This is a genomic window from Priestia sp. FSL H7-0729 (assembly GCF_038005685.1).
GTDB lineage: Bacteria > Bacillota > Bacilli > Paenibacillales > Paenibacillaceae > Paenibacillus.
Window position 1 is genome coordinate 151,272 of sequence record NZ_JBBOTQ010000010.1, and the last position, 22,441, is coordinate 173,712.

The following is a 22,441-nucleotide window of genomic DNA, read 5'->3' on the forward strand; positions in this document are numbered from 1 at the left end:
TTGATAACTATCTCATATTTTTGACTATCTTATATCTTTAACTAATCCTGAATACCTTTAATGTTGCCCCATATCGCAACTGTCCGTTGTTGTTACACAATCGCAAGCGGAGAATTCTGTACAACAGACAACCATTGACGTGCAATCAGCTCATGACCTGCCGCGGTTGGATGCACACCATCCCATAACCAGTACGCTGCATCCGCCTGCTCCAGAGCGTCATTAAACGTCTGCTGCAATGGCACCCACACCGCTCCGAATTCTTCAGCAAGACCTTGAGCCAGTTTCTGATATTGACCGATATACGCTTCCCAGGCTTCCCATTTCTCAGCAGTCGCCCCGGTATTCAGGATAAACGGCTCCATCAAAATCAGCCCCGTATCTGGCATCACTTCCCGTGTTTCTTCAAGCAAATGGCGATACGCTCGTCCAAAACGATCCGTTACCCCACTAGGTTCACCATTCATTGTGCGCCAGGCATCATTAACTCCGATTAGAATGCTGATCAGATCGGGTTTCAGACTAATTGTATCCTCATTCCAGCGTGCGTACAGATCGGATGCCCGATCCCCACTGATGCCTCTGTTATAGAACGTCTTATGCTTGCCCGCCAGTTCCATACCCAATTTGCTGGAGATCAGATACGCATATCCGTGTCCGAGAAAATGATTCGGATCATCATTGCGTGATCTTCCCCCATCTGTAATCGAGTCTCCCTGAAACAATATAACGGATGGACTTGTACTCATGATTGAAATCGTTCCTTCCTCTTGTGCAAAATGGAAACACTGAACACCTCAGTCTCCATTTTATCCCTTTCGGTTACAATAGAAAATAGCGTTTTCATCACAAAGTGTCGCCTTTTTATGAATCCTTCGGTTCTTTCTCCACATGGCCTCCGCCCTGAAAGGCTGTCTCATCCTGTTTATCGGGTACGCCTCTAAGTTTTGCCTCTTCCCACAACTCCGCTGCATTATCCTGTGGAATGTATCCAATCTTCTCCGCCAGGTAGCCAATGTCATAGTAATTATCCGTATTCGCCGAGGTCCCATACAGATTCAAGTACTTCATATCCGAATCCGCCTCAATACAGCACACGGCGAGCTGGACCATCTCTCTTGGTGAGATCCAGATATGAGCCGAGCGCTCCGAGTGCGGGTATGTATCACCGGAGAAGTTTCCAATCCGGATATTGAAGGAGGAGAGATTATATTTGTCGACATAATAACGTCCCAGCAGTTCAATATAACATTTGCTAAGTCCGTAGAAGCTGTCTGGTCGGTATGGATCGTCCACTTCAATATCCTCACCTGTAGGATAGAATCCTGTCGCATGGTTGGAACTTGCAAAGATCACTCGCTGAACACCGTTCAACCGTGCTGCTTCATACACATGGTAGGCCCCGGTTACGTTGATCGGCAGAACTTTGCCCAGAAAATCTTCCTCATCCTTAGCCCATGCAATATGCAGAACGGTGTGAACCCCTTTCATCAGTTCTTTCAGACGTTCCCCATCTGTCACATCCATGGCTACAATGCCAGCTTCCTTGTCCTCAAGCAGATCAGCTGCAACGATGTCATAAGAACCCTTGGCTCTCAGCCCTTCCAGCAGGCTGCGACCGATGACTCCGGCAGCTCCCGTAATTAACAGCTTGCGCTTCAGTTCACTCATGAATCCAGCTCCCTTCGCTCAGATAGGCTATCTGTCCTTTATAGAATAGTATTAACCGATCAGGCGAAGGAATTACCGGATGTTATAATACAACCAAGCTATTATCCGATCCAGTATCGCAAGATCATCATAGCCACAATACCGACCAATACGGTTCCAAGCAGACTGCGTGTCCAGATGGCCACTGCAATCGTAGGCAGGGATGCCCACAGAGCTGCATTGTGCGTAATCGGCACCAACTGGTTGTCCGACATAAACAGTTCCTGACCAATCAATGCTGCCATGACTGCAACGGGTACATACTCCAGCCAGCGTAACAACCACATTGGAATCTGTATCTTGCTGAACAGCATCAGTGGCAGTACACGCGGGATAAATGTTAACAGCGCCGACCCCATAATAATCCAGAATACATCCCATCTTACTTCCATCGTTCCATGAACACTCCCATCGTTGCCGCAATGACCGCAGCCACAATGACACTCATGCTGCCCAGTGAAGCCATGCTGGCGAAGATTACACAGACCACAGCGATGATCGCCACATTAATGTGTATTTTTTTATTTTTACGATGCACCAACTGGAGTACGACCAGTCCAATAAACATCGCTGGCAGGGCATAATCCAGACCCAATCGTTCCGGATTGGTGATCCAGCGTCCAAAGTACGCTCCCGCCATATTAGCCACGAACCAGTTCAGATATGCGGTAATATTAAGACCGTGCATCCACCGTTCACTGAGCCTTTCCCTGCCAATCGCACGTGTCATCGCCACGCCGAAAGACTCGTCCGTAAGCAATGAACCAATCCACATATTTTTAAGCGGGGTCAGATGCCGAAAATACGGTGATACAGCTGCACTGAGCAGCAAATGACGAAGATTCACAAAAAATATGGTGAACATGATGGCTAGTGCTGATCCATTCGATGCGAGCATGCCTGCTGCAATGAACTGAGCTGATCCTGCATATAAAATCAGGCTGAGCAGAGCCGTTTCTGCCAGACTCAAACCTGCGGTCATTTCAATGACACCCGCTGCAAAGCCAATACTTAAATAACCAAGCAAGGTTGGGATACAATCTTTGACCCCCTGCATGAATGTAGCCTGATCCTGGACCTCTTCCATGTTCTCCTGTCCAGATATCTGTAGTGTACTTTGGTCCAACTGCGGTACAACCCCTCTCCAATTTCTGTCTCCATCAACCGATATATATGGATGTAGATCCATCCAGGTCCAATCTTCATGAAAACAACTTCTTTGTGTATTCAACATAATCAGGTACATGCCCTGTGGATTTCGCAATTTGCAACATTCATTTCACATTAATTCAGAAATATACCACAAGATGTGCACTAAGAGAGAGACAGATTGGTTTTTATAGAACAGATATAATTCTAAATACCTACAAAATCGAAAAATATTTTCGTAAAACTCATAAATAATGTTGAATAAACTCGAATTTTGTCATACGATATCACCAGAAACATCTGGAAATGATGGAATGAACTATCTTTTACCAGATTGACTTGTCCACCAGACACAGGGATGGGTTACACAGAGGGGGAATGTGTATGAAGAAGAAGATTAGTAAACAAAGGGCCAAGAGAACGCTGCAAATGAGAGAGAAACTGATTTTATCATTTGCCATTGTTCTACTCATTCCCACAATCAGTCTGGGCATTATCTCGTTCCAAACAGCCGAGGCCAAGGTTGAAGAGAAAATGTATGAGAACGCGATCAGCAGTGTTACTGTGCTCAACCAGACCATTGACCAGATTATTGGTGCAACACGCAAAAATGTGGATTTCCTGGCTAGTCAGATGGATGCAGGTAATGTCGGACCCAATCAGGGTGACGAAACAGAGACCATCCGTACCTTGCTCGACGCGTATAAGGAAACCCATGATGACGTGGAACTTGCCTCCATCGGCACCGATCAGGGTGTGTATATCAACTCCCCTGTAACTGCGGTGAACAAAGAAGGATATGACCCGCGTGAACGCCCGTGGTATCAGGCTGCTACACAGAACAAAGATGTTCCTACCGTAATCACCCCCTACATATCAAGCAATACCGGCAATGTTGTTGCTTCGGTAGCTCAGACCTCAGCGGATGGCCATGGTGTCGTCTCTGTCAGCCTATCGCTTGAAGCCCTCTCGAAGACGGTTAACTCCACGAAGATTGGCGAGAAGGGTTATATCTATATCATTGATAATGCCAATAAAATCATTGTACATCCTACCGAAACACCGGGGACCGAAGGAACCATGGCACCCTATAAAGACATTTTTGCACAGAAAAACGGAAGTCTGACCTATACACTAAATGGAAATCAGGAACATGCCTTTTTCTCCACCAATGAAACGACGGGCTGGACCGTGGTTGGTGTCATCGACAGTGGGGAAGTGACGGCTTCTGTCCGTCCGATTCTATACACCACACTTATTGTTGTAGCAATTGCAATTGCGGTAAGTTCCGTCATTATTTTCTGGATTGTGCAATCCATCACCAAACCACTGAGCCGCTTGGTGAAGGCATCTGACGAAATTAGTAATGGTAATCTGACCATCGAGGTTGCTGTATTAGGACAGGATGAATTCGGCAAGCTGAGCACCAGCTTCAATAAGATGAGCGAATCCCTGCGAACCGTTATTCAGGACGTGCGACACACGGCTGACGAGTTAACCGCCTCATCCACACAATTGGCAGTCAACTCATCGGAGACAACCAAAGCAACAGAGCAAGTCGCCCTGATCACGGAAGAATCCGCAGCTGGACTTGAGAAACAAACCAGCAGCCTGAAACATACGGCACTACAGATGAATGAGCTTGCTGGAGGTGTGGGACAGGTAACGAACAGCACACAGCAAGTATCCGAAGCTGCCATGCAAGCAAGTGAGCTCGCGGATAAAGGGAATGCAACCATGCAGACGGCCGTATCCGAGATGAGTTCCGTGAGTCGCTTTGTGCAAGGTATGGCAGATACTGCTGGACGACTTGGACAGCATTCCACATCCATTGGTGAGATGGTATCTGTCATTACAGATATCGCTGCACAAACCAATTTGCTTGCTCTCAATGCTTCTATTGAAGCAGCACGTGCAGGTGAGCATGGACGTGGCTTCTCCGTTGTTGCCAGCGAAGTCCGCAAGCTGGCGGAACAATCCAGCCTTTCAGGCCAGAAGATTGTAGAGATGGTCGGAGCGATTCAACAGGAGATTTCATTGGCCAATCACAATGTACAGATCGGGCAACAGGATGTAAGCAACGGTATTCGTGCCGTTCAGTTTGCAGATGAAGCTTTTGCTCAGATTAGTCAAGCTGTCGGGGTCGTCAATCATCAGCTAGAGAACATCGCAGCTGCCTCACAGCAGATGTCTGCAAGTACAGCAGAAGTGGTGCAATCCATTGATCAGATTCACGCGATATCGGAAACCAATGCCGATGGTACAGAGAACATCTCCGCTGCTACGGAGGAGCAGGTGGCTTCCATGCAAGAGATATCTTCCTCTGCCGATTCCCTTGCCCACCTGGCTCATAAGCTGCAGAAGCTTGTGGAACAATTCAAGCTGTAATCGTTGAACTAAAGATTGTTTACACTAACACTACGATGACAGAATAACCTTCCAATCGCTGTTATCGTGTAAAAGATTAGTTCAACTTATATAACAAGTAGTCTGTAATAACCAGAGCCCCTTTGCCATTATCCTATTGGCAAAGGGGCTCTTGGGTTATATAAGGTCAGGCATTTTAGAGAGAAACCTGTCCCGCTTATTCAGCAGATGCCTTTTTATCTCCGTGGTACCCCTGATCTCCATAGGGCTCTAACTGTTCAAACCAGCGGTTCAGACATTTGGCGAGTGCATCTTTGGGATCGTAATACGGGTTATCATCAGGCTTCAATGTCTCCAACACTTCAATCACGAAGGCATTCTCCCCATATTCATTCCACTCAGCCTGTAACCTTCGATTCAGATGGCTACCCATCTGTAACATAAACCGTTGTCCGTTAATGGTTTTCAAGTTAAGCGTGCTGTCTATATAGACTTTGTTATTACGTTCATTCCGAATTTGGTAGACACCCGCTTCCGTCTTGACTTCCTTCGCCTGTTCCTGCAATTCTTTGCGACGATTCATCTTCTCCTGCTCCCCCTTTTCTTTGCGTTCCTGTTTTCCATCTCCGGCACTCTGTTCATCTGTGTGGCTTCCCAGCCAATACCGACTACCGTCTGGCTCACGTTCGAGCAAACCATAATCGACCAGATATCTCCGTATTTCTACGTAATCGTCATGAACCTCCTTCAGCAGCTCATTGACCTGTTTTTCGGAATATTGGCGCTCTGGATCGAATCGTTTGGCTATCTCAGTGAGCACGATATATTTATGCTTTTGCTGCATATGAAACGTCGTCAGTGGCCCGCCAGTACCCTCAGAAAAATATTTATTCAGTACCTTCTCCCGGTCCTGTTCTGTAATATCAAATGAGCCAGGATGGATCGTATGTCCATGTCTTGTCACCGGCGACACCCATTCGGCTGGAGCCTGGGTATCCTTGCTTTTGAGAAGTTCCATTAATGCCAGGAATATCTTGGCCTGCCGTTCCTTCTCTTTCAATACAAACCGATGATTCCGGATTGTGGAGGCACTCCCGATACCAAGGGCTTTCTGTACTTCAGCATCCTTCTTCCCTTCATGAAACTGAGCCAGCAAGCCACGCTGGACATCAGACAATCCGGTTACGCTTTTATCCAGCTCCAGCAAATACTCAAACACCGACCCATGTACCTTTTCAATATGCACACGCATATAACGGGCTGCCTCATAGAGCACCCCTTCTTCAGGGTAGATAATCCCCGCTTCCGTCCTGTATCCACAGCAGACGCATACATACGTGGGACCTTCCTCCAGATAACCACGCTTGATCTCTTCCAATGAAGCGGTTTGCAACCAGGTTTCCGATGATTTCATGGTAAAGCTCCTTTTATTGTTTTGGTCATTTCAACTGACAACCTATTATCGTTTATAAATATATGTTTGTTTATTTATAGACATAATATAATTATGTTTGAAATATGTCAACGTGACTGGAGAGAATCCTGAGTGCTGAGGACATATAGTTGTCCCATATTCAACAGAAAAAAGACCGCAGGGTCGCAACCCTGCAGTCTCATCGCAGAAAGAGCATTTCAGCTCCTCCCATAAACAGTTATCTTCACTCATTGTCCCAATACAATCACGGTTACAACTTAAACCGTTCAATCATGCTTTGCAGATCTTCAGCCATACGTGACAATGCTGCCGAAGACGCTGCGACCTCTTCCATTGTGGCCAATTGTTCTTGAGCCGCCGCCGATCCATCTTCCGTTCCAGAGGCAATTCTGTCCGACAGAACCATTGTATCACTTACTGCCTTGTTGATATGACTCATGCCGCCATCAATCTGACGGGAAGCTGCGGACACTTCTCCAGCTTGCGCAGCCACCAACTGTACCGCAGTACGAATGTTATGGAATGCTTCGCCCGCTTCGGTAACCATCTGCGAACTCTTCACCATACCTTCTCCTGTACGGGCAAAAGTGGATTGCACCGCATTGGTTTTCTCCTGCATCTCGTGCATAAGTTCATTAATCCGCTCGGCTGAAGCGCCTGAACTGTGAGCCAGTGTTTTCACTTCGTTGGCTACAACAGCGAATCCTCGCCCTTGTTCGCCAGCTCTTGAAGCTTCAATGGACGCATTCAATGCGAGGATGTTTGTCTGTTTGGCGATGGCCGTAATCTCGGCCACAATCACCAGAATCTCTTCATTTTTCGCACGCAAATCCTCAATGACCACAGACATGGTCTTGCTCTCGTCATTCACCTGCTGAATATGAGTAACCGCTTGTTCCACTGTCACCATGCCCGCTTCCGACTTGGTGGAAGCATCGAGAGCGATACGAGCGGTGTCTTCAGCACTTGATGAGATTTCTTTGACTCCAATAGACATTTCGCCTACGAGTTGGCCTGTAGCAGCAAGACTGTTGTTTTGTAAAGTCGTTCCTGCAGCTGCATCCTGCATCAGTTCAGCCACCTGTTCTGTAGCTTTGGATGTCTGCTCGGAACTTGCCATCAGCTCTTCCGAAGATGCTGCCAGCTGGCTGGAAGTATCATGTACTTCTCCAAGCACATTACGTAGTGAAGTTGTCATCTTGTCGAAGCTTTCTCCAAGTAGTCCGAACTCATCCTTGCGCTGCAGACCTACCCGAACGGTTAGATCACCGGCACTTACTTTCGATGCTGCCTGTGTTAATTGCAGTAATGGTCGATGAATGCTGCGGATAATGAAAACAAGCAGTATCAACCCGATAACCATTGCAGATGCCACAATTGTAATGGAACGAATCAAAATAGGCATTACGGCTTCCGTTGCTTCGGAAGGAACCATCTCGCCAACAATTTTCCAGCCTGTCACCGGATTGGTGAAATAGACAGCTTCCACTTCGTGACCATCATATGTATACTTCACGGTTCCGCTTTCTTTCGTATACATCTCATTGATGTAAGGTTCATCCGACTGTGTACCGGATTCAATATTGTAATGGAACAGGAATTTACCCCCGTTATCCAACATATACAGCTTTCCCTCTTTACCGATGCGAATCTGATCTACGGATTCTTTCAGATGATTGAGACTGACATTGGCCCCGAATACCCCTTTGCCGTCAGCCAGCTTGACCGCTGCGGTCACAACCCATTCACCCGTCGAAGCCGACTGGAACGTATCCGAGATTACAGGTTCATTCTGAGACATGCCCATCTTATACCATGAACGTTCACGAGGATCATAATTCTGTTCTTCGGATTGTGGGGATTTCATCCAGCTGCCATCTTCCGCACCTGCGGTGAGTACACCCAGTTCCTTATGATTCTGAGACATCCGATCCATCTGCCTTTGCAGCGCAGGGGATTTATTAATAATATCGTTTGAAGTCATACCCGCAGCCATCTGCGCTGCGTTATCCTTCTCCATATCCAGCATTTGATTTATCTGCAGACTAAGCATTTCCGTTTTGGCCTGTGCGGAACGAATAATTTCCTGCTTAACTTGGTCAGCAGCTTTTTGATAAGACAACCAACCAACGGTAATGCTCGGAACAATCAAGAACAAGAGCAATGCAGCGATCAGGCGTTTTTTTACGGTTAAAGTAAACCAATTTCGAATCCTTTTCTTCATATAAATATCCCCCATCATAATCTTCACCCATCCTTTTATCGGACAATCGCTGTAAAAATATTATGTATAGATACTAAATTGGTACAAATTTAATTTAAATGATTTGATCAGATGATATGGATTATATCCGCTTAATCGTTTTGACCCTCTACGCGAGATCGTTTACAATGCTCATAAGCTGGCTATTCATGAAACGATTGGAAGGGGAGGATTCAAATCTTACGTAAGTCACACATGCAACAACCTGTTTCCACGGTATATTCATCCATGTTCCGTATCCTGTTAGCGTTCATCCTGTGCGCAGGCCCGATTCTGGGACAAGCCGGTATCACGGCATCCGCAGCCCAGACAACGCAAGCAGTTCACATTGAAGTGAATGGTGAGCAGCAATCCTGGAAGAACACACCACTTATAATTAAAGGCTCAACGTTTGTTCCACTGCGGGATGTCGTCACATCCGTTAAAGGCACGTTGAAATGGGACAATCACACCAAGATAGCTACCATTACCGTGGGCAGAGACACGCTGGTCCATCAGGCTGGTAGCAATTCCATTAAGGTAAACAAGGTCGATCTGGCTACAGGTGTGAATTCACGTACTGTTAACGGTACGTTGATGGTGCCTGTCCGGGCCATGGCCAATGCAATTAAGGCAGATATCAAGGTCCAACGTACAGCTACAGGTCAGATGAGTGTGAATATGGTCACGGATCAAATCAGCCTGCTGAACAGTGAAGTTGCCAGCGTAGATACGTATCTGCGCGAGATCAACTATCCAGGTATGGCGCTGATTGCCCGCGATGGTGGAGTTCTGCTGAGACAAGGCTACGGACTTGCCGATGAACAGACGCTGAATCGTCCGGATCAGAAGACCCGAATCGCATCGCTGAGCAAATCCTTCACGGCCGCGTCCATTCTGAGTCTCATGGAGGAAGGTAAGATTAATGTGCAAGATCCAATCTCCAAGTATATCTCCGGCATTCCGAAGGGAGATCAGATCACACTGCATATGCTGTTATCCCAGACTTCAGGTCTGCCTTCCGCATTTGGTCGGGGTGAAGGAACTTCCATGGAAGAGACTGTAGAAGAGATTCGCCACAAAACGCTGAAGTTTGAACCAGGGAGTGCATATCTATACAGCAACAGCGGGTATGTTTTGCTTGCATACGTCGTTGAACAGGTATCCGGCATGAGTTATGCCGATTACGTACAGCAGACGATACTGAAGCCACTTGGTATGAAAAATTCGGGAGAGGCTTCCCGTAAAGTGCATACGATTAGTGGTTTTGTTCAACAAGATGACGCTTGGGTAACTGCACCTTATTATGTGTCTCAATCCGGATCGGGCACCATCTATTCCACAGTAGACGATATGCTGAAATGGGATCGTGCACTGTATACGGACAAGATTCTAAGCCAGGATACGATTGAACAGATGTATGAGCCTTACTCCGATAAAAACTATGGCTACGCGTGGATTCTCAAAGAGAATGGCACCCACCGTACCGTCTTCCACAACGGTAGTGGCGGCGGGTTCGCTACAGCCTTTTCACGTAATCTGTCCGATGATATCACCATTATCCTGCTTGGCAACCACGCAGGTATGGACATGACTTCACTTTTGGATGAAGTTGAAGCCAAGACAGCCAAAGCATTGAAAATGCAATAATTTATGATTATTCGTATACACATAACAAAGAGACGGTCCTATAAAGGATCGTCTCTTTGCTCTGTATAATATTTTCATTTCAACGGCTTATACTTCCATTTCACTCAACCAACATACATCTCTTCTCCATCCTGCAAAAGGCAGGGCAACTCGTATTCTCATCATTGCCTGGCAACCAGCCATCCGTTCGTTCAACATCCGTCTACTTTATCGTCACAGGAAGCTTCCCCGCAAAAGGAATGTGTCCCATCAGCGCCTGAGCAACGCTATCCATGGCAAGTGGCCGGCTCTCGTAAGCCGCTACATAGACTTGGGCATCTGGAATCGCGAGCAGATCATAGGGACTTCGCAATGCCACAACTGCCAATGGCTTGCCCAGTTGCTGCAACCAGCCGATCAGTCGACACTGTGGATCACCGGAAGGACTTCCCGCATTGTAGGTGCCTACCACAATCTGTCGAACCCCATCCTCTTCCGCAGCTTGAAGCAGACGTGCGGAACGAATGGCAACTTCCTCGGGCGTAACCACCCGATCGACAACATCCAGACCATAATTGGATAAGGCTGAGCCCAAGGTGAACGTCTGACTCAGCTGTTCATCTGCAATCGTCGTCAGTGACGTGGCAACCGTTATGACCAGCGTGCGTTCCGGCTTTAAAGGCAGCATATTCAGCTGATCGCGTACCAGCGTAATACTGTTCTCGCTAATTCTTCGGGCAACCTCTTGGTGTAATGAACTGTTGCGCTCAGACCCGCTGGAATGTGAAAGATCCTTTGATGAATCCGGGGAGGACATATTTGAGAATGTACTAATCACTTCATCATCGCCTGCACCGTGCAATTCATTCTCCAGCAACCCATGTTTCGCCTTGTACATCAGCAAGCGGGTCACTGATTCATCTATACGACTCTCGCTAATTCGTCCGCTCGCCACAGCTGCTAGCAACGCTTCAAATGCCTCTGCCTGAAGTTTGGCCGTATGGCTAATTAACACCAGATCCGCTCCAGCCTCTACCGCCATCACTGCTGCATCGACCGTGCCATAGTTCACCGCAATGGCATCCATCTCCATGCAATCTGTCACGATCATGCCCTCATAACCCAGTTCCTGGCGAAGCAGACCGCTTAATACAGTATGCGATAGCGTTACGGGCAGACCTTCTGGCTCCAGTGCAGGGAAATAAATATGCGCCGACATCATGGCATCGATACCTTCGGCGATAGCGGCGCGGAAGGGAATCAACTCCAGGCGCTCTACCCGATCACGATTATGAGTGATGATCGGCAGGTCCAGATGAGAATCGGTGTCCGTATCCCCATGCCCCGGGAAGTGCTTGGCTGTCGCTGCAATCCCGGCGTCCTGTATCCCCGCAATGGTTCTGGCCCCATATTCTGCAACGGATTGTGGGGATTCGCCGAATGATCGTACACCGATGACCGGATTCGCCGCGTTATTGTTCACATCCAATACCGGAGCAAAGTTCATATTAATGCCCATGGATTTCAGCTCCAACCCACTGATATATGCCGCCTGATACGCATCGTCGATGGAACCAGCAGCGGCGATGGCCATTTGTCCAGGCATCAGAGCGATTCCTTCAGTAATTCGAGCTACCATGCCACCTTCCTGATCAATGGATATCCAGAGCGGCACATTACCGCTGCTTTTGGCAATCTGCTGTAGCCCTGACGATAACCGCTCTACTTGCTCTGGCGACTCAACGTTGCGTGCAAAATAGATCACGCCACCGATTGGATACTTTCGGAGAAAGGGTTCCACATCGCCAGCAACTTCGGTGCCATGAAAGCCACAAAGCAGCATTTGTCCGACTTTCTCGCGCAAGGTCATCTGTTTCAGACGAGACTGGTATAACTCTTTTTGCCCACTCATTTCATGCCTCCCTCCGATAACCAACATCCGTTTATGGATATAACAAAAACGGCTTTCGCCGCTCCTTCCATTCTGCTGCCTGTACATTCCACGCTTCCATTAAACAAACGAATTCCGTACGGTCATGAATGGTCTCCCTGACTGCCTTCCCCCCTGCCAACAGGTCTATAAAGTACCTCGAACCCGGCTCTGGTGGCTCCAGCCAGCAGAATTGCTCCGGATAGAGTGAAACCAGTTCATGCAAAAGCACTAGCCCCGTCTCTACCGCCCGGAATTTCCTAGTGTCCGTTACAAAAATCCTTACGCCACCACACAGCTCACCTGCATGTTTGGAGAATGTTGGGGACATGTACACTGGATGCACATGCACACCTTCCAGCTTGTATTCCCGAAATCGTTCCGCCAATCGCTCACCCTCAATCCAGGGGGCTCCAATCCACTCGAACGGGCGGGTCGTACCTCTTCCCTCCGATACATTCGTGCCTTCGAACAGGCACGTACCCGCATATACCCGCACACTGTCCAGCGTGGGCATATTCGGAGAGGGTAACATCCAGGGAAGACCACAATCCGCAAACTCCATGGAACGCTGCCAACCTTCCATCGCAACTACGTCCAATTCGCAAGGTACATCCATCTCGCTGTTGACCATCAGGGCCAGTTCACCTACCGTCAATCCCGTACGTACAGGTACACGCCAAGCGCCAACGAGTGATTCATATCCCGCGTTCAGCACACCGCCTTCCACAACATTTCCACCCAGCGGATTGGGACGGTCCAGAATCAGCATGCGTTTGCCTGCTCCAGCACAGGCCTCCATCATATGGAATAAGGTTGAAGCATACGTGTAATAACGGATGCCCACATCCTGAATGTCGAACAGGACCGTATCGACTCCAGCCAGCATTGCGGTTGTAGGTTTCTTGTAATCTCCATACAGGCTGAACACCGGAATGTCCAGGCGTGGATGAAGCATGTCTCCGAATCTGACGCCCGCCTGAAGTTCTCCTTCCAGTCCGTGCTCACAGGCATAGAGCACTGTAAGCTCGGCATTAGCCAGTCCCGCGCACACATCTATGGTCGATACAAAATCCGCTGTAATTCCCGTCGGATTCGTAATTAGACCGATTCGAGCACCTGTTAACCATGGATGCGACAACCCTCTCGACAGAAGGTCAACTCCCGTTTGCACAGCCGGTAACTGCTCGCTTCCATTCATCTGGCTCATTACACATTCCCCTGGCTGATCCACCCTGTATGCTGGTGATCATTACCAACTGTTACGACAGGTTCCTCTTCAGGCTCCAGCACATTGAGAGCCACCTTATGCTGATAGATAGCAAACATACCTCCAAACAGTGCTCCGAAACCAACAACAGTCAGCATCAGCAAAGCAGTCAGGCACATGGCCTGAAAACAGGCACTCATCGTGTACCCCGGGTGACGGAAGAACAGCTTTACACTTTCCCCCATCGCCTGAAGGATGCCCATGTTTTTTTGTAAAACAAGCTGCCAAGTATAGAACTGTGACATCACAGCCATGAGAACAAAGAACGTCTGGAATACGCCTACCGCTGTACCTGTAACCCCACCCTGTCCACCGTAATACCACCAGGTTGACCATAGAATGAAACCAAGTACTGCGAAAAGCACACCCACTGATCCTCCCGGGATTATTCCCTTCACCGTTCCGAGCCAGATATCCTTAAGCCCATTGCGGCGTTCCTTGCGTTCCAGCCTGTGATGCATGGCATAACAGACCCCGAACAGGAGGGGCATATATATCAAGGCCAGAAGCATCACCGCAATCGGCAGCGGAGCAAACATCAGAATGGGAACCAATACGATGGAGCTAACGACACTGTACAGAGCCACTGAAATAATGTCCCGATAGATTTCTGCGCCCGACTTGACCAACACTTCACTCAGCTTACGCATTCTTTGTTCTCCCCTTTCTTACCGTTCCTCTTCACCCGGCCCGGTCTATTACTCCCGTCCAATCGCAAGCTCTGTCTCTGGATCGAAAAAGTGTGCCTTACGCAAGTCCAGCACAAAATTTTTGTCCATTCCTACATAAGCATGTGTTTCCGGGTGTACCTTGGCCGTAACCGTACGGGTACCGGAATGGAAATACACCAAATTCTCGGAGCCCAGATGCTCTACAACCTGAACCCGCGCCTGCAGCATATGGTCTGTCGGGATATTCGGAGCGACATCATCACCAAAAATATGCTCTGGGCGCAGCCCCATAATTACCGGCTTGCCTTGATAACTCTCAAGACGAGCAAGTACATCCGCTGGCAAAGTGAATGAGGCCCCCTCGATGACAACCTGTGTACCGTCAATCCGTGCATCAATAAAGTTCATTGCCGGGGAACCGATAAATCCGGCAACGAACATATTCCGCGGACTCGCATACAGCTCTTTCGGTGAAGCCACCTGCTGAATATCTCCATGATTCATGACCACGATACGTTCCCCAAGTGTCATAGCCTCCACCTGGTCATGTGTCACGTACACAATCGTGGCACCAAGACGTTTATGCAGCTCTCCCAACTCCACCCGCATCTGCACCCGCAACTTGGCATCCAGATTGGACAGGGGTTCGTCGAATAAAAACACCTGTGGATCACGGACAATCGCCCGCCCCACCGCAACACGCTGGCGCTGACCACCAGACAGCTCGCGTGGTTTGCGTTCCAGCATCGCTTCCAGTCCCAGAATGGAGGCCGCATTCTGCACCTGTTCATCAATATAGGATTTTGGCTTTTTCAGATTTTTCAGGCCAAAGGATAGATTTTCACGGATGGTCATATGTGGATAGAGTGCATAGTCCTGAAACACCATCGCGATATCCCGATCCTTCGGATGCAGATCGTTAACAAGCCGGTCACCAATCACAATATCACCGCTTGTTTGCTTTTCAAGTCCGGCAATCATCCGCAGTGACGTTGTCTTGCCACAGCCCGAAGGACCCACAAACACTACGAATTCCTTATCTTCTATAACAAAGTCCGAGCCGGCCACAGCCGTGAACGTTCCTTTATGATCGTCTTTGAATTCTTTGCGCACTTGGCGAAACTCCACGCGTGCCATAGGTAGATCCCCCTTTACGTTGTCGCTTGTCCTGAACTATATAAGTTCAACTAACGATTATTTACACTGGCACTCCGATGACAGAACAACCTTCCGATCGCTGTTACCCCCAGATTTCTTTAATTCCTTTATAGAAAGGGGAAATCCGGTGATAAAGGCGAACGCCTTCGCTTCTTCAGGTTATTTCTGTCCTCTCCGTTATTGTGTAAATGTCTAGTTGAACATATATAGGAATTAACCTTTAACCGCACCGATCGTAATGCCCTGCAAGAAGTAACGTTGCAGTGAGAAAAATAGAATGATCATGGGCAGCGCACCGATTGTTGCTCCCGCCATCATTGCGCCGAAGTCCGTTGATTCGGCAAATACAAACGAGGCCAGCCCCACCTGAAGGGTACGCATCTCGTTGGAATTGGTAATGAGGAACGGCCAGAAGAATTCGTTCCACGAAGCGACAAACGTGAATATCGCCAGCACCGCGATTCCCGGCTTTGCCATCGGCAGAATGACTTTCCAGAAGATGCCGAACTCGCTGCATGCATCGATACGTGCCGCATGAATCAGCGATGTGGGCAGCGTAGACATGAACTGTTTCATCAAGAAAATGTTGCCCACACTAACGGCAGCAGGCAGGATAATGGCCGTATACGTATCTCCCAGGTTAAACACGTTGACCATCAGAATGTACAAAGGAATCAGCGTCACCTGTGCCGGAATCATCATGGTCCCCAGCAACGTCCAGAACACCGCCTGACTCCCCGGAAACTTCAGTTTGGCGAACGCATATCCCGCCAGGGAGGCGAAGAATACATTTGTTACGGTCAGAATGATCGAGATGAACAGCGAATTGTATAACCAGCGCCAGGCATCGGTTTTGGCAAAAAAGCGCTCATATGGTGATAACGACAACTGCTCCGGAATCATCTGTGGTTTAAACGACGCCGACATCGCGCTATCCTGCACCGAACCGACGAGCATCCAGTACATCGGAATGACCGTCACCAGCGCCCAGACGACCAGCAGAATGGCTGCAACAACGAGCAGGATCCTTTTCTGTGTTGATTTCATGAATTTGATTCACCCCCGGATGCTTAATGCAACATGCTCTAATCGTACGTGTTCAAAAAGGTCGGTTTTCAGTACCGAGAAGATGGGATGAAGCTAGAAATGGAGTAGCGGAGCGTAGGGAAAACTACGTGAGCAACGGACATTTCGGCTAAATTCCATATTCGATGCTGATGATGCCGCTAGGCATCCTTCGTAATCAAAAGCGGACTTTTTGAACTACATCTAATACTCAATATCGCTGGAGAAATATTTGAACTGTATGACGGAGATGACAATGATGATAATCGCCAATACGAACGACTGTGCCGAAGCCAATCCGAATTCATAGAACTTAAATGCCGTCTCGTAGATCAGATAGGCGATTGTAGTTGTCGCAAAGTTAGGTCCACCCTGTGTCATCAGATATACCGAGATAAACACTTGGAAAGACGTGATCACACCTGTCACGAGCAGATACAGCGTCGTTGGTTTGAGTAGCGGCCATGTAATCTTGCTGAACTGGGTCCAGCCGCTGGCATGATCAATATCCGCCGCTTCGTACAGCGATTTCGGAATACCGCCCATGGCTGCCAGATACAGAATAATGCCTGCCCCGTGCGATCCGAGCCAGTTCATGAGAATGAGGGAAAAGAGTGCCGTTCCCGACTGGCCCAGCCAGATCACCGGGTCAAGGCCGAACAGGCCGAGGAAGCGGTTCAGCAGTCCCGAGTCGGTTGGATCAAAGATCGCCAGCCATACAATGGAGATCGTTACCCCGGAGGCTACCGCAGGCAGATACATCGTAGCTTTGAAAAAAGTCTGCCATTTACTTTTCATCTGATAGATAAAATAGGACAGTACAAATGTAATGAGAATATTGACCGGGACTGTGCCTACAGTGAAGATCACCGTATTTTTGATCGACTTCCAGAACGTTTCATCCTTCACCAGTCGCTCGTAGTTATCCAATCCAACCCACGTCGAATTCATAATGTTGTATTTCTGGAAGCTCATCACGAGAGCTGTTAGTACGGGATACAGTGTGAAAATGAGAAACAGCAGGACAGGCGCCAAAATGAACAAATACGCCCACCCGTAATCTCGCCAAAACCGGGCAGCCCGGGAAGTCCGGGGCGCAGACGGTTTTGGCGCAAGGGCGGTCTGCATGGCGAATCCTCCTCTCCTAATCAGTGTGGTTATACGTTATGTTTGATTGTCCGAGTTATTGTCCAAACATCTGCTCGCCCTTGCTCTTGAAGTCTTCTGCGATCTGCTCCGGTGATTTTTCACCCGAGAACAGCGCCTGAATATTAGGCTTCACAACCTGTTCCTTGAATTGTTTTTGCTGAGATGCTTTGTCGATATCCAGTTCAAGCACTACCGGCATAGCGATATTCTCTGCCATGACTTTCGCAGCGGCCAGATTATCCGCTTGACCAAGCTCTTTTCCTTTAAACAGTTCCACTTGGGATTGTCTTACGAATGGGAGAGCCAATTCATTGGCCGAGTTCCCTGCTTTGGCACCACTGAGCGCTTCCATCACCAGGAACGTATTTTCGGAATGCTGTTCGCCCTTGTCCTTCTTCTGTTTGAAGGCTACATACCCTTCGCCGCCCATCGTTGTGGCCGCAGGTTGATCATCATTATGCGGTACAGGCAGCAGGACAAAATCAATCTTCTCCCCCTGTACCTTGCCATCATCAATATCCTTGTTGCGGTTCTGAATCATCACATCATAATAAGGAATCGCTTTGGAGATGATCGCTGTTTCACCCGCATAGAACATATCCGTCCGTTTGGCTGGAGCAAGAGCCGCCGTTTCCTTCGGCATATAGCCTTGATCCATCAGGTTTTTGATAAAAGAGAGAGTGTCCAGAATGCGCCCATCATTCCATTGGAACGTGCCAGCTTTATCGAGAACGTCAATCATTCCGTTGTTCCGGGACAGCATTTCAATGAAATCAAGCGAGGTTCCGTCGGTAACCAGTGCATATTGTTTAGCCCCGCCATCCAGCGTTTTGGTCAACTTGGCCGCGGCATCGTTGAATTCGGACCAGGTCCAGCCATTTTGTTGAATCGATTTCCAGTCAATGCCCGCTTCCTCCAGGATCCGTTTGTTACCACCCCAAGCCCATTGGAATTGATACAATGGCAGTCCGTACTGTTTCCCTTGGATTTGACCTAATTCAAGCGTACCAGGCAGATAGTCATCCTTGATCTCAGGAGTCAGGTAGCTGTCCAGCTCAAGTGCCAATCCTGTATTCACATACGTGCCGTCTACACTATGAAAGTAAAGATCCGGCGGGTTGCCCGCGTTCAGAGCGACATCGAATTTTTTGGGCCCTTCCGCCCAGGAGAGCATTTCCGTCTTCACGGTAATATTCGGGTGTTCCTTATTGAAATCAACGATTAGATCCTTCAGTTCATCCTCATATGTTCCATGTACTGGATACGTCCATACAGTCACCGTATCTTCTGCATTGGGATCATCTGAAGCAGCGCCCCCGCTATTCCCGCAGGCAGTAACCATGACCATCATCAACAACATTGCCCACACTAGACCCTTCTTTTTCATCCCTTCATCTCCTTCGCGTGTCGTCTCCCGATAATTGCATTGCCTAACCATGCTACCCCTTTTGGAATCATCCATCCTTAAACGGCTTAACAGACTATTGAGCGTGGCAGTAAGGAAAATGCACCTCCCTTATGGATTAGACCTGAACGTACGCAGGATTAATCTCTTAAATGCAATATAACGTCAACTTAGTTGACATTAACAGTATTAATTCCTTCCAAAATTGTAGATTGAGTTCATTATATGAGCTATGAAATAAAAATTCAACATTATTTTTTATTATAAAATTTAATTTTACTTTTTCATTTCATGCCTCTATACTATGTAAAAAGAAAACTCAAGCAATCGAGGTGAGCCACTTTGCGAGTATATGTTGGCGTAGATGGAGGCGGTACCAATACTGATGCAGCAATCATTTCTGAATCTGGCGAAATTCTCGCCCGGCTCAGCGGCGGTCCCACGAATCCTCACAGCGTCCCCCTGGAACAGGCCCTTTCCGAACTGCAACGAGTGCTGGAACAGCTACTCAATCTAAAAAGTGATTTGTCGACAAATTGTGAAGGTATATGTCTCGGAATGTCAGGTATAGACACAATTCAAGAACGGCAACTTATAGCCGACGCAGTAAATAACTATATGAAGAGTCGTAATCGACAGGGATCAGAAAGCTGTCCTGTCTGGGTTGTATCCGAAGGAGAGATTGCCCTGATGGCATCTCTAGGACATACTCACGGTGTATTGTGCATCTCTGGAACAGGGTCCATCGTGTACGGATTTACGCTGGAAGGAGAACGATACCGTGCAGGAGGCTGGGGTCATCTGCTCGGAGATGAAGGGAGCGGCTATCGTATTGGACAACGTGCACTCCAAGCGGTCATGCAGAGCTATGATGGTGTTCTTCCTCCGACCCGTTTAACCCCGCTTCTTCTAAAGAAACTGAACCTTCGGGATATATCGGAGTTAAAGTCGCTGGTCTATCAGACGAATTGGGGCAAAAGCGAGACAGCATCCATCGCCCGCCTTGCTATAGACGCAGCTGAATCCGGGGACGAGGCTGCCCGGGCACTGATCATCGATGAGGCCACACATTTGGCGGATACCGCCAAAGCGCTGATTGCACGTCATCCCGAATTTGCATCCACTCCGGTTGTCCTGTCCGGATCACTGTTTCGATACGCTGCACTTTTCCGAAATGAATTTATCCAGAAGTTATCGGGATATTATGGAGAGTTGGAATTTGTATATCGTGAAGACGCCCCTGCTCCATCGGTAGGTGCAGCACTACTGGCAAGAAAACGCCGTTCCCTGAATGAATCATTCTAAAGAGAGAAGGAGGCCGTACAGATGAATCACATGCTGAACTCATTAGTAACGGAACAACCCAATCCACTAACGGATCATATAGATGAATTGCCATCGGCAGAAATTATGGAACTGATCAATAAGGAAGATCAACGGATTGCAGAGCTTATTCAGCCCCTGATCCCGGTCATTGCCCAAGCGGCGGACCTGATCTTGGAGGCCTTTCAGTCTGGCGGCAGACTATTCTATGTAGGTGCAGGCACCAGTGGACGATTGGGGATACTTGATGCTTCAGAATGTCCGCCTACCTATGGAACCCCTCCCTCCATGGTGCAGGGTATTATTGCAGGGGGATTCCGGGCAGTGAAGGACCCCGTTGAAGGTGCTGAAGATAGTGAGGAATTGGGAGCGGCGGACCTCGTTGAATATGGCTTAGACGAAAACGATGTCGTGGTTGGCATTGCAGCCAGTGGGCGAACGCCGTATGTGCTGGGTGCGATGAGACACGCCAGGGAGATTGGAGCTACGGTGATCAGCCTGAGTAACAACGCAGGTACGCCGATGACCCTTTTGGCAGATGTGAGCATCGAGGCTGTTGTCGGTCCAGAGGTTGTCATGGGTTCAACACGTATGAAGGCTGGCAGCGCCCAGAAAATGATTCTGAACATGCTCACCACTACCGCTATGATTCGTCTGGGCAAGGTTTACCGTAATTTCATGGTCGATCTGAATCCTTCGAACGAAAAGCTTGTCCATCGGGCCAAACGCATGATCCATCTGGCAACCGGAGCGAGCGAAGCGGACATTGAACAGGCCTTTGCCGGTGCAGACGGTCATGTAAAAACGGCAATCGTCATGCTGATGGCTGGTGTGGATGCCGTGGAAGCTCAGCGAAGACTGGATCTAGCTGACGGATTTGTCCGCAGCGCCATTGCCGGTCCTTCCTGAACCAAGCAGGGTGCATCGTCCTTGAAGTTGAAAGAGCCTGACATCAGTCTGGGCTCTTTTTGGGCTTTTTTTATACAAAAAGCGGATATCATTCGCGTCAAAAAATCCCCTCCTGTATGATAAACAGAAAGGGGATTCATATGATTCTACTTCACTTATGCTCCAGAATAGCCTGCCGGCTCTTCTCCAAATACTCCACCGACTGGTTGTAGTCGCGGCTGGCAATCGCCAGATACAATATATCGATCACGTTCAACTGGGCAATCCGTGACGATGTTGCTCCACTCCGAATATCACTTTCGGTGGACGTAATCATCAGGGGCACATCCGCCATACTACTGAGCGTATTGCTCCCCCACTTGGTAATGCTAATCGTTGCAGCGCCGCCTTCACGAGCATGCTTCAGACAGGAGATCACGTTCGATGTTTCTCCTGAATACGAGATACATACCACCGCGTCATCTTCGCGGAGCGTCGTTGCGGATGAAATCTGCATATGCGGATCGGCGAACGAAAAGCTTGTGCGATTGATTCGCATGAACTTGTAATGTGCATCCAGCGCAATCAGGTTCGAGGCCCCTACCCCATAGAAAAAAATCCGGTTTGCCCGATGAAGCACATCCACTGCCTTTTCCACCAGACGTGGGTCCAGAATATGAACCGTATCCTTCACCGACTGAATATTATTTGCGGACACATGCTGAATAATGCTCTCCATAGAGTCCTGGGGACGAATCTCCGTATAATTATATTGCTCATCCGTCTGCAAATCTCCGGCAATCTTGAGCTTCAGTTCCTGAAAACCCGTTACCCCGAGCGATTTGCAGAGACGAATAATAGCCGCCGGGCTGCCCCCGCTGCGTTCGGACAACTGTGCCACTGATGACTGGACGGTTTCTTGTGGGTGATCGAGAATATAAGCTCCGATCTTCCGTTCCGATGGGGTCAGGTCATCCATTAATGCGCGTAAACGTACAAGTCCACCTTTCATGCTCTCCATTCGCTCCTCCTTTCCATACTGCATTCATG

The 22,441-nt window shown here is 48.5% G+C and carries 18 protein-coding genes; 4 read left to right on the plus strand and 14 right to left on the minus strand.

Annotated features, from left to right (window positions below):
* Window positions 1–92 precede the first annotated feature (92 nt).
* From MHH93_RS21055 to MHH93_RS21070, 4 genes are all read right to left on the minus strand, one after another.
* Complete coding sequence (locus tag MHH93_RS21055) at window positions 93–749, minus strand: SGNH/GDSL hydrolase family protein (RefSeq protein ID WP_500055616.1); 657 nt, start codon at window positions 747–749, stop codon at window positions 93–95.
* A 115-nt stretch (window positions 750–864) separates the two neighbouring features.
* On the minus strand, window positions 865–1,662 hold the full coding sequence (locus tag MHH93_RS21060) for an NAD-dependent epimerase/dehydratase family protein (protein WP_500055647.1): 798 nt from the start codon (window positions 1,660–1,662) through the stop codon (window positions 865–867).
* A 110-nt stretch (window positions 1,663–1,772) separates the two neighbouring features.
* Complete coding sequence (locus tag MHH93_RS21065) at window positions 1,773–2,102, minus strand: AzlD domain-containing protein (RefSeq protein ID WP_062837141.1); 330 nt, start codon at window positions 2,100–2,102, stop codon at window positions 1,773–1,775.
* Window positions 2,093–2,797: an AzlC family ABC transporter permease gene (locus MHH93_RS21070; RefSeq protein WP_341132036.1), complete on the minus strand. Its 705-nt coding sequence runs from the start codon at window positions 2,795–2,797 to the stop codon at window positions 2,093–2,095. Before MHH93_RS21070 ends, MHH93_RS21065 begins: the two co-directional genes overlap by 10 nt.
* Window positions 2,798–3,243: 446 nt before the next feature.
* On the opposite strand from MHH93_RS21070, the gene MHH93_RS21075 reads away from it, so the two are divergent.
* Window positions 3,244–5,247, plus strand: coding sequence for a methyl-accepting chemotaxis protein (locus MHH93_RS21075; protein ID WP_500055617.1), 2,004 nt, complete (start codon window positions 3,244–3,246; stop codon window positions 5,245–5,247).
* A 196-nt stretch (window positions 5,248–5,443) separates the two neighbouring features.
* Here the strand turns inward: MHH93_RS21075 and MHH93_RS21080 are convergent, their stop codons facing one another.
* Complete coding sequence (locus tag MHH93_RS21080; RefSeq protein WP_500055618.1) at window positions 5,444–6,640, minus strand: DUF2087 domain-containing protein; 1,197 nt, start codon at window positions 6,638–6,640, stop codon at window positions 5,444–5,446.
* Window positions 6,641–6,911: 271 nt separating this feature from the next.
* Window positions 6,912–8,885, minus strand: a complete 1,974-nt coding sequence (locus tag MHH93_RS21085; protein ID WP_500055619.1) for a methyl-accepting chemotaxis protein — start codon at window positions 8,883–8,885, stop codon at window positions 6,912–6,914.
* Window positions 8,886–9,119: 234 nt separating this feature from the next.
* Here MHH93_RS21085 and MHH93_RS21090 point away from each other — a divergent pair, with 234 nt between their 5' ends.
* A complete protein-coding gene (locus MHH93_RS21090; RefSeq protein ID WP_500055620.1) occupies window positions 9,120–10,553 on the plus strand; it encodes a serine hydrolase domain-containing protein in 1,434 nt (477 codons plus the stop codon).
* A gap of 202 nt (window positions 10,554–10,755) precedes the next feature.
* On the opposite strand, the gene nagZ is transcribed toward MHH93_RS21090, so the two are convergent.
* The 7 genes from nagZ to MHH93_RS21125 form a co-directional block, all read right to left on the minus strand.
* A complete protein-coding gene (nagZ, locus tag MHH93_RS21095) occupies window positions 10,756–12,444 on the minus strand; it encodes a beta-N-acetylhexosaminidase (protein WP_500055621.1) in 1,689 nt (562 codons plus the stop codon).
* 31 nt (window positions 12,445–12,475) lie between these two features.
* A complete protein-coding gene (locus MHH93_RS21100) occupies window positions 12,476–13,672 on the minus strand; it encodes an exo-beta-N-acetylmuramidase NamZ family protein (protein ID WP_500055622.1) in 1,197 nt (398 codons plus the stop codon).
* Window positions 13,672–14,382 (minus strand): hypothetical protein, encoded by a 711-nt coding sequence (locus tag MHH93_RS21105; RefSeq protein ID WP_500055623.1) that lies wholly within the window; start codon window positions 14,380–14,382, stop codon window positions 13,672–13,674. Before MHH93_RS21105 ends, MHH93_RS21100 begins: the two co-directional genes overlap by 1 nt.
* 48 nt (window positions 14,383–14,430) lie before the next feature.
* Window positions 14,431–15,540, minus strand: coding sequence for an ABC transporter ATP-binding protein (locus MHH93_RS21110; protein ID WP_339239168.1), 1,110 nt, complete (start codon window positions 15,538–15,540; stop codon window positions 14,431–14,433).
* Between the two features lie 234 nt (window positions 15,541–15,774).
* On the minus strand, window positions 15,775–16,608 hold the full coding sequence (locus MHH93_RS21115; RefSeq protein ID WP_500055624.1) for a carbohydrate ABC transporter permease: 834 nt from the start codon (window positions 16,606–16,608) through the stop codon (window positions 15,775–15,777).
* Window positions 16,609–16,830: 222 nt separating this feature from the next.
* Window positions 16,831–17,754, minus strand: a complete 924-nt coding sequence (locus tag MHH93_RS21120) for a carbohydrate ABC transporter permease (RefSeq protein WP_500055625.1) — start codon at window positions 17,752–17,754, stop codon at window positions 16,831–16,833.
* A gap of 55 nt (window positions 17,755–17,809) precedes the next feature.
* Window positions 17,810–19,162, minus strand: coding sequence for an ABC transporter substrate-binding protein (locus MHH93_RS21125; protein ID WP_500055626.1), 1,353 nt, complete (start codon window positions 19,160–19,162; stop codon window positions 17,810–17,812).
* Window positions 19,163–19,522: 360 nt separating this feature from the next.
* Here MHH93_RS21125 and MHH93_RS21130 point away from each other — a divergent pair, with 360 nt between their 5' ends.
* Window positions 19,523–20,485, plus strand: coding sequence for an N-acetylglucosamine kinase (locus MHH93_RS21130; RefSeq protein WP_500055627.1), 963 nt, complete (start codon window positions 19,523–19,525; stop codon window positions 20,483–20,485).
* Between the two features lie 21 nt (window positions 20,486–20,506).
* Window positions 20,507–21,412, plus strand: coding sequence for an N-acetylmuramic acid 6-phosphate etherase (gene murQ / locus MHH93_RS21135; RefSeq protein ID WP_500055628.1), 906 nt, complete (start codon window positions 20,507–20,509; stop codon window positions 21,410–21,412).
* Window positions 21,413–21,563: 151 nt separating this feature from the next.
* Here murQ and MHH93_RS21140 read toward each other — a convergent pair whose 3' ends face one another.
* On the minus strand, window positions 21,564–22,403 hold the full coding sequence (locus MHH93_RS21140) for a MurR/RpiR family transcriptional regulator (RefSeq protein WP_500055648.1): 840 nt from the start codon (window positions 22,401–22,403) through the stop codon (window positions 21,564–21,566).
* Window positions 22,404–22,441: the final 38 nt, after the last annotated feature.

Excerpts from the sequence above, each read along its gene's own strand:
- MHH93_RS21055 (WP_500055616.1), bottom strand. The coding sequence starts at position 749 with ATGAGTACAAGTCCATCCGTTATATTGTTTCAGGGAGACTCGATTACA.
- MHH93_RS21065 (WP_062837141.1), bottom strand. The coding sequence starts at position 2,102 with ATGGAAGTAAGATGGGATGTATTCTGGATTATTATGGGGTCGGCGCTG.
- MHH93_RS21070 (WP_341132036.1), bottom strand. The coding sequence starts at position 2,797 with ATGGAAGAGGTCCAGGATCAGGCTACATTCATGCAGGGGGTCAAAGAT.
- MHH93_RS21075 (WP_500055617.1), top strand. The coding sequence starts at position 3,244 with ATGAAGAAGAAGATTAGTAAACAAAGGGCCAAGAGAACGCTGCAAATG.
- MHH93_RS21080 (WP_500055618.1), bottom strand. The coding sequence starts at position 6,640 with ATGAAATCATCGGAAACCTGGTTGCAAACCGCTTCATTGGAAGAGATC.
- MHH93_RS21085 (WP_500055619.1), bottom strand. The coding sequence starts at position 8,885 with ATGAAGAAAAGGATTCGAAATTGGTTTACTTTAACCGTAAAAAAACGC.
- MHH93_RS21090 (WP_500055620.1), top strand. The coding sequence starts at position 9,120 with ATGCAACAACCTGTTTCCACGGTATATTCATCCATGTTCCGTATCCTG.
- nagZ (WP_500055621.1), bottom strand. The coding sequence starts at position 12,444 with ATGAGTGGGCAAAAAGAGTTATACCAGTCTCGTCTGAAACAGATGACC.
- MHH93_RS21100 (WP_500055622.1), bottom strand. The coding sequence starts at position 13,672 with ATGAGCCAGATGAATGGAAGCGAGCAGTTACCGGCTGTGCAAACGGGA.
- MHH93_RS21105 (WP_500055623.1), bottom strand. The coding sequence starts at position 14,382 with ATGCGTAAGCTGAGTGAAGTGTTGGTCAAGTCGGGCGCAGAAATCTAT.
- MHH93_RS21110 (WP_339239168.1), bottom strand. The coding sequence starts at position 15,540 with ATGGCACGCGTGGAGTTTCGCCAAGTGCGCAAAGAATTCAAAGACGAT.
- MHH93_RS21115 (WP_500055624.1), bottom strand. The coding sequence starts at position 16,608 with ATGAAATCAACACAGAAAAGGATCCTGCTCGTTGTTGCAGCCATTCTG.
- MHH93_RS21120 (WP_500055625.1), bottom strand. The coding sequence starts at position 17,754 with ATGCAGACCGCCCTTGCGCCAAAACCGTCTGCGCCCCGGACTTCCCGG.
- MHH93_RS21125 (WP_500055626.1), bottom strand. The coding sequence starts at position 19,162 with ATGAAAAAGAAGGGTCTAGTGTGGGCAATGTTGTTGATGATGGTCATG.
- murQ (WP_500055628.1), top strand. The coding sequence starts at position 20,507 with ATGAATCACATGCTGAACTCATTAGTAACGGAACAACCCAATCCACTA.
- MHH93_RS21140 (WP_500055648.1), bottom strand. The coding sequence starts at position 22,403 with ATGAAAGGTGGACTTGTACGTTTACGCGCATTAATGGATGACCTGACC.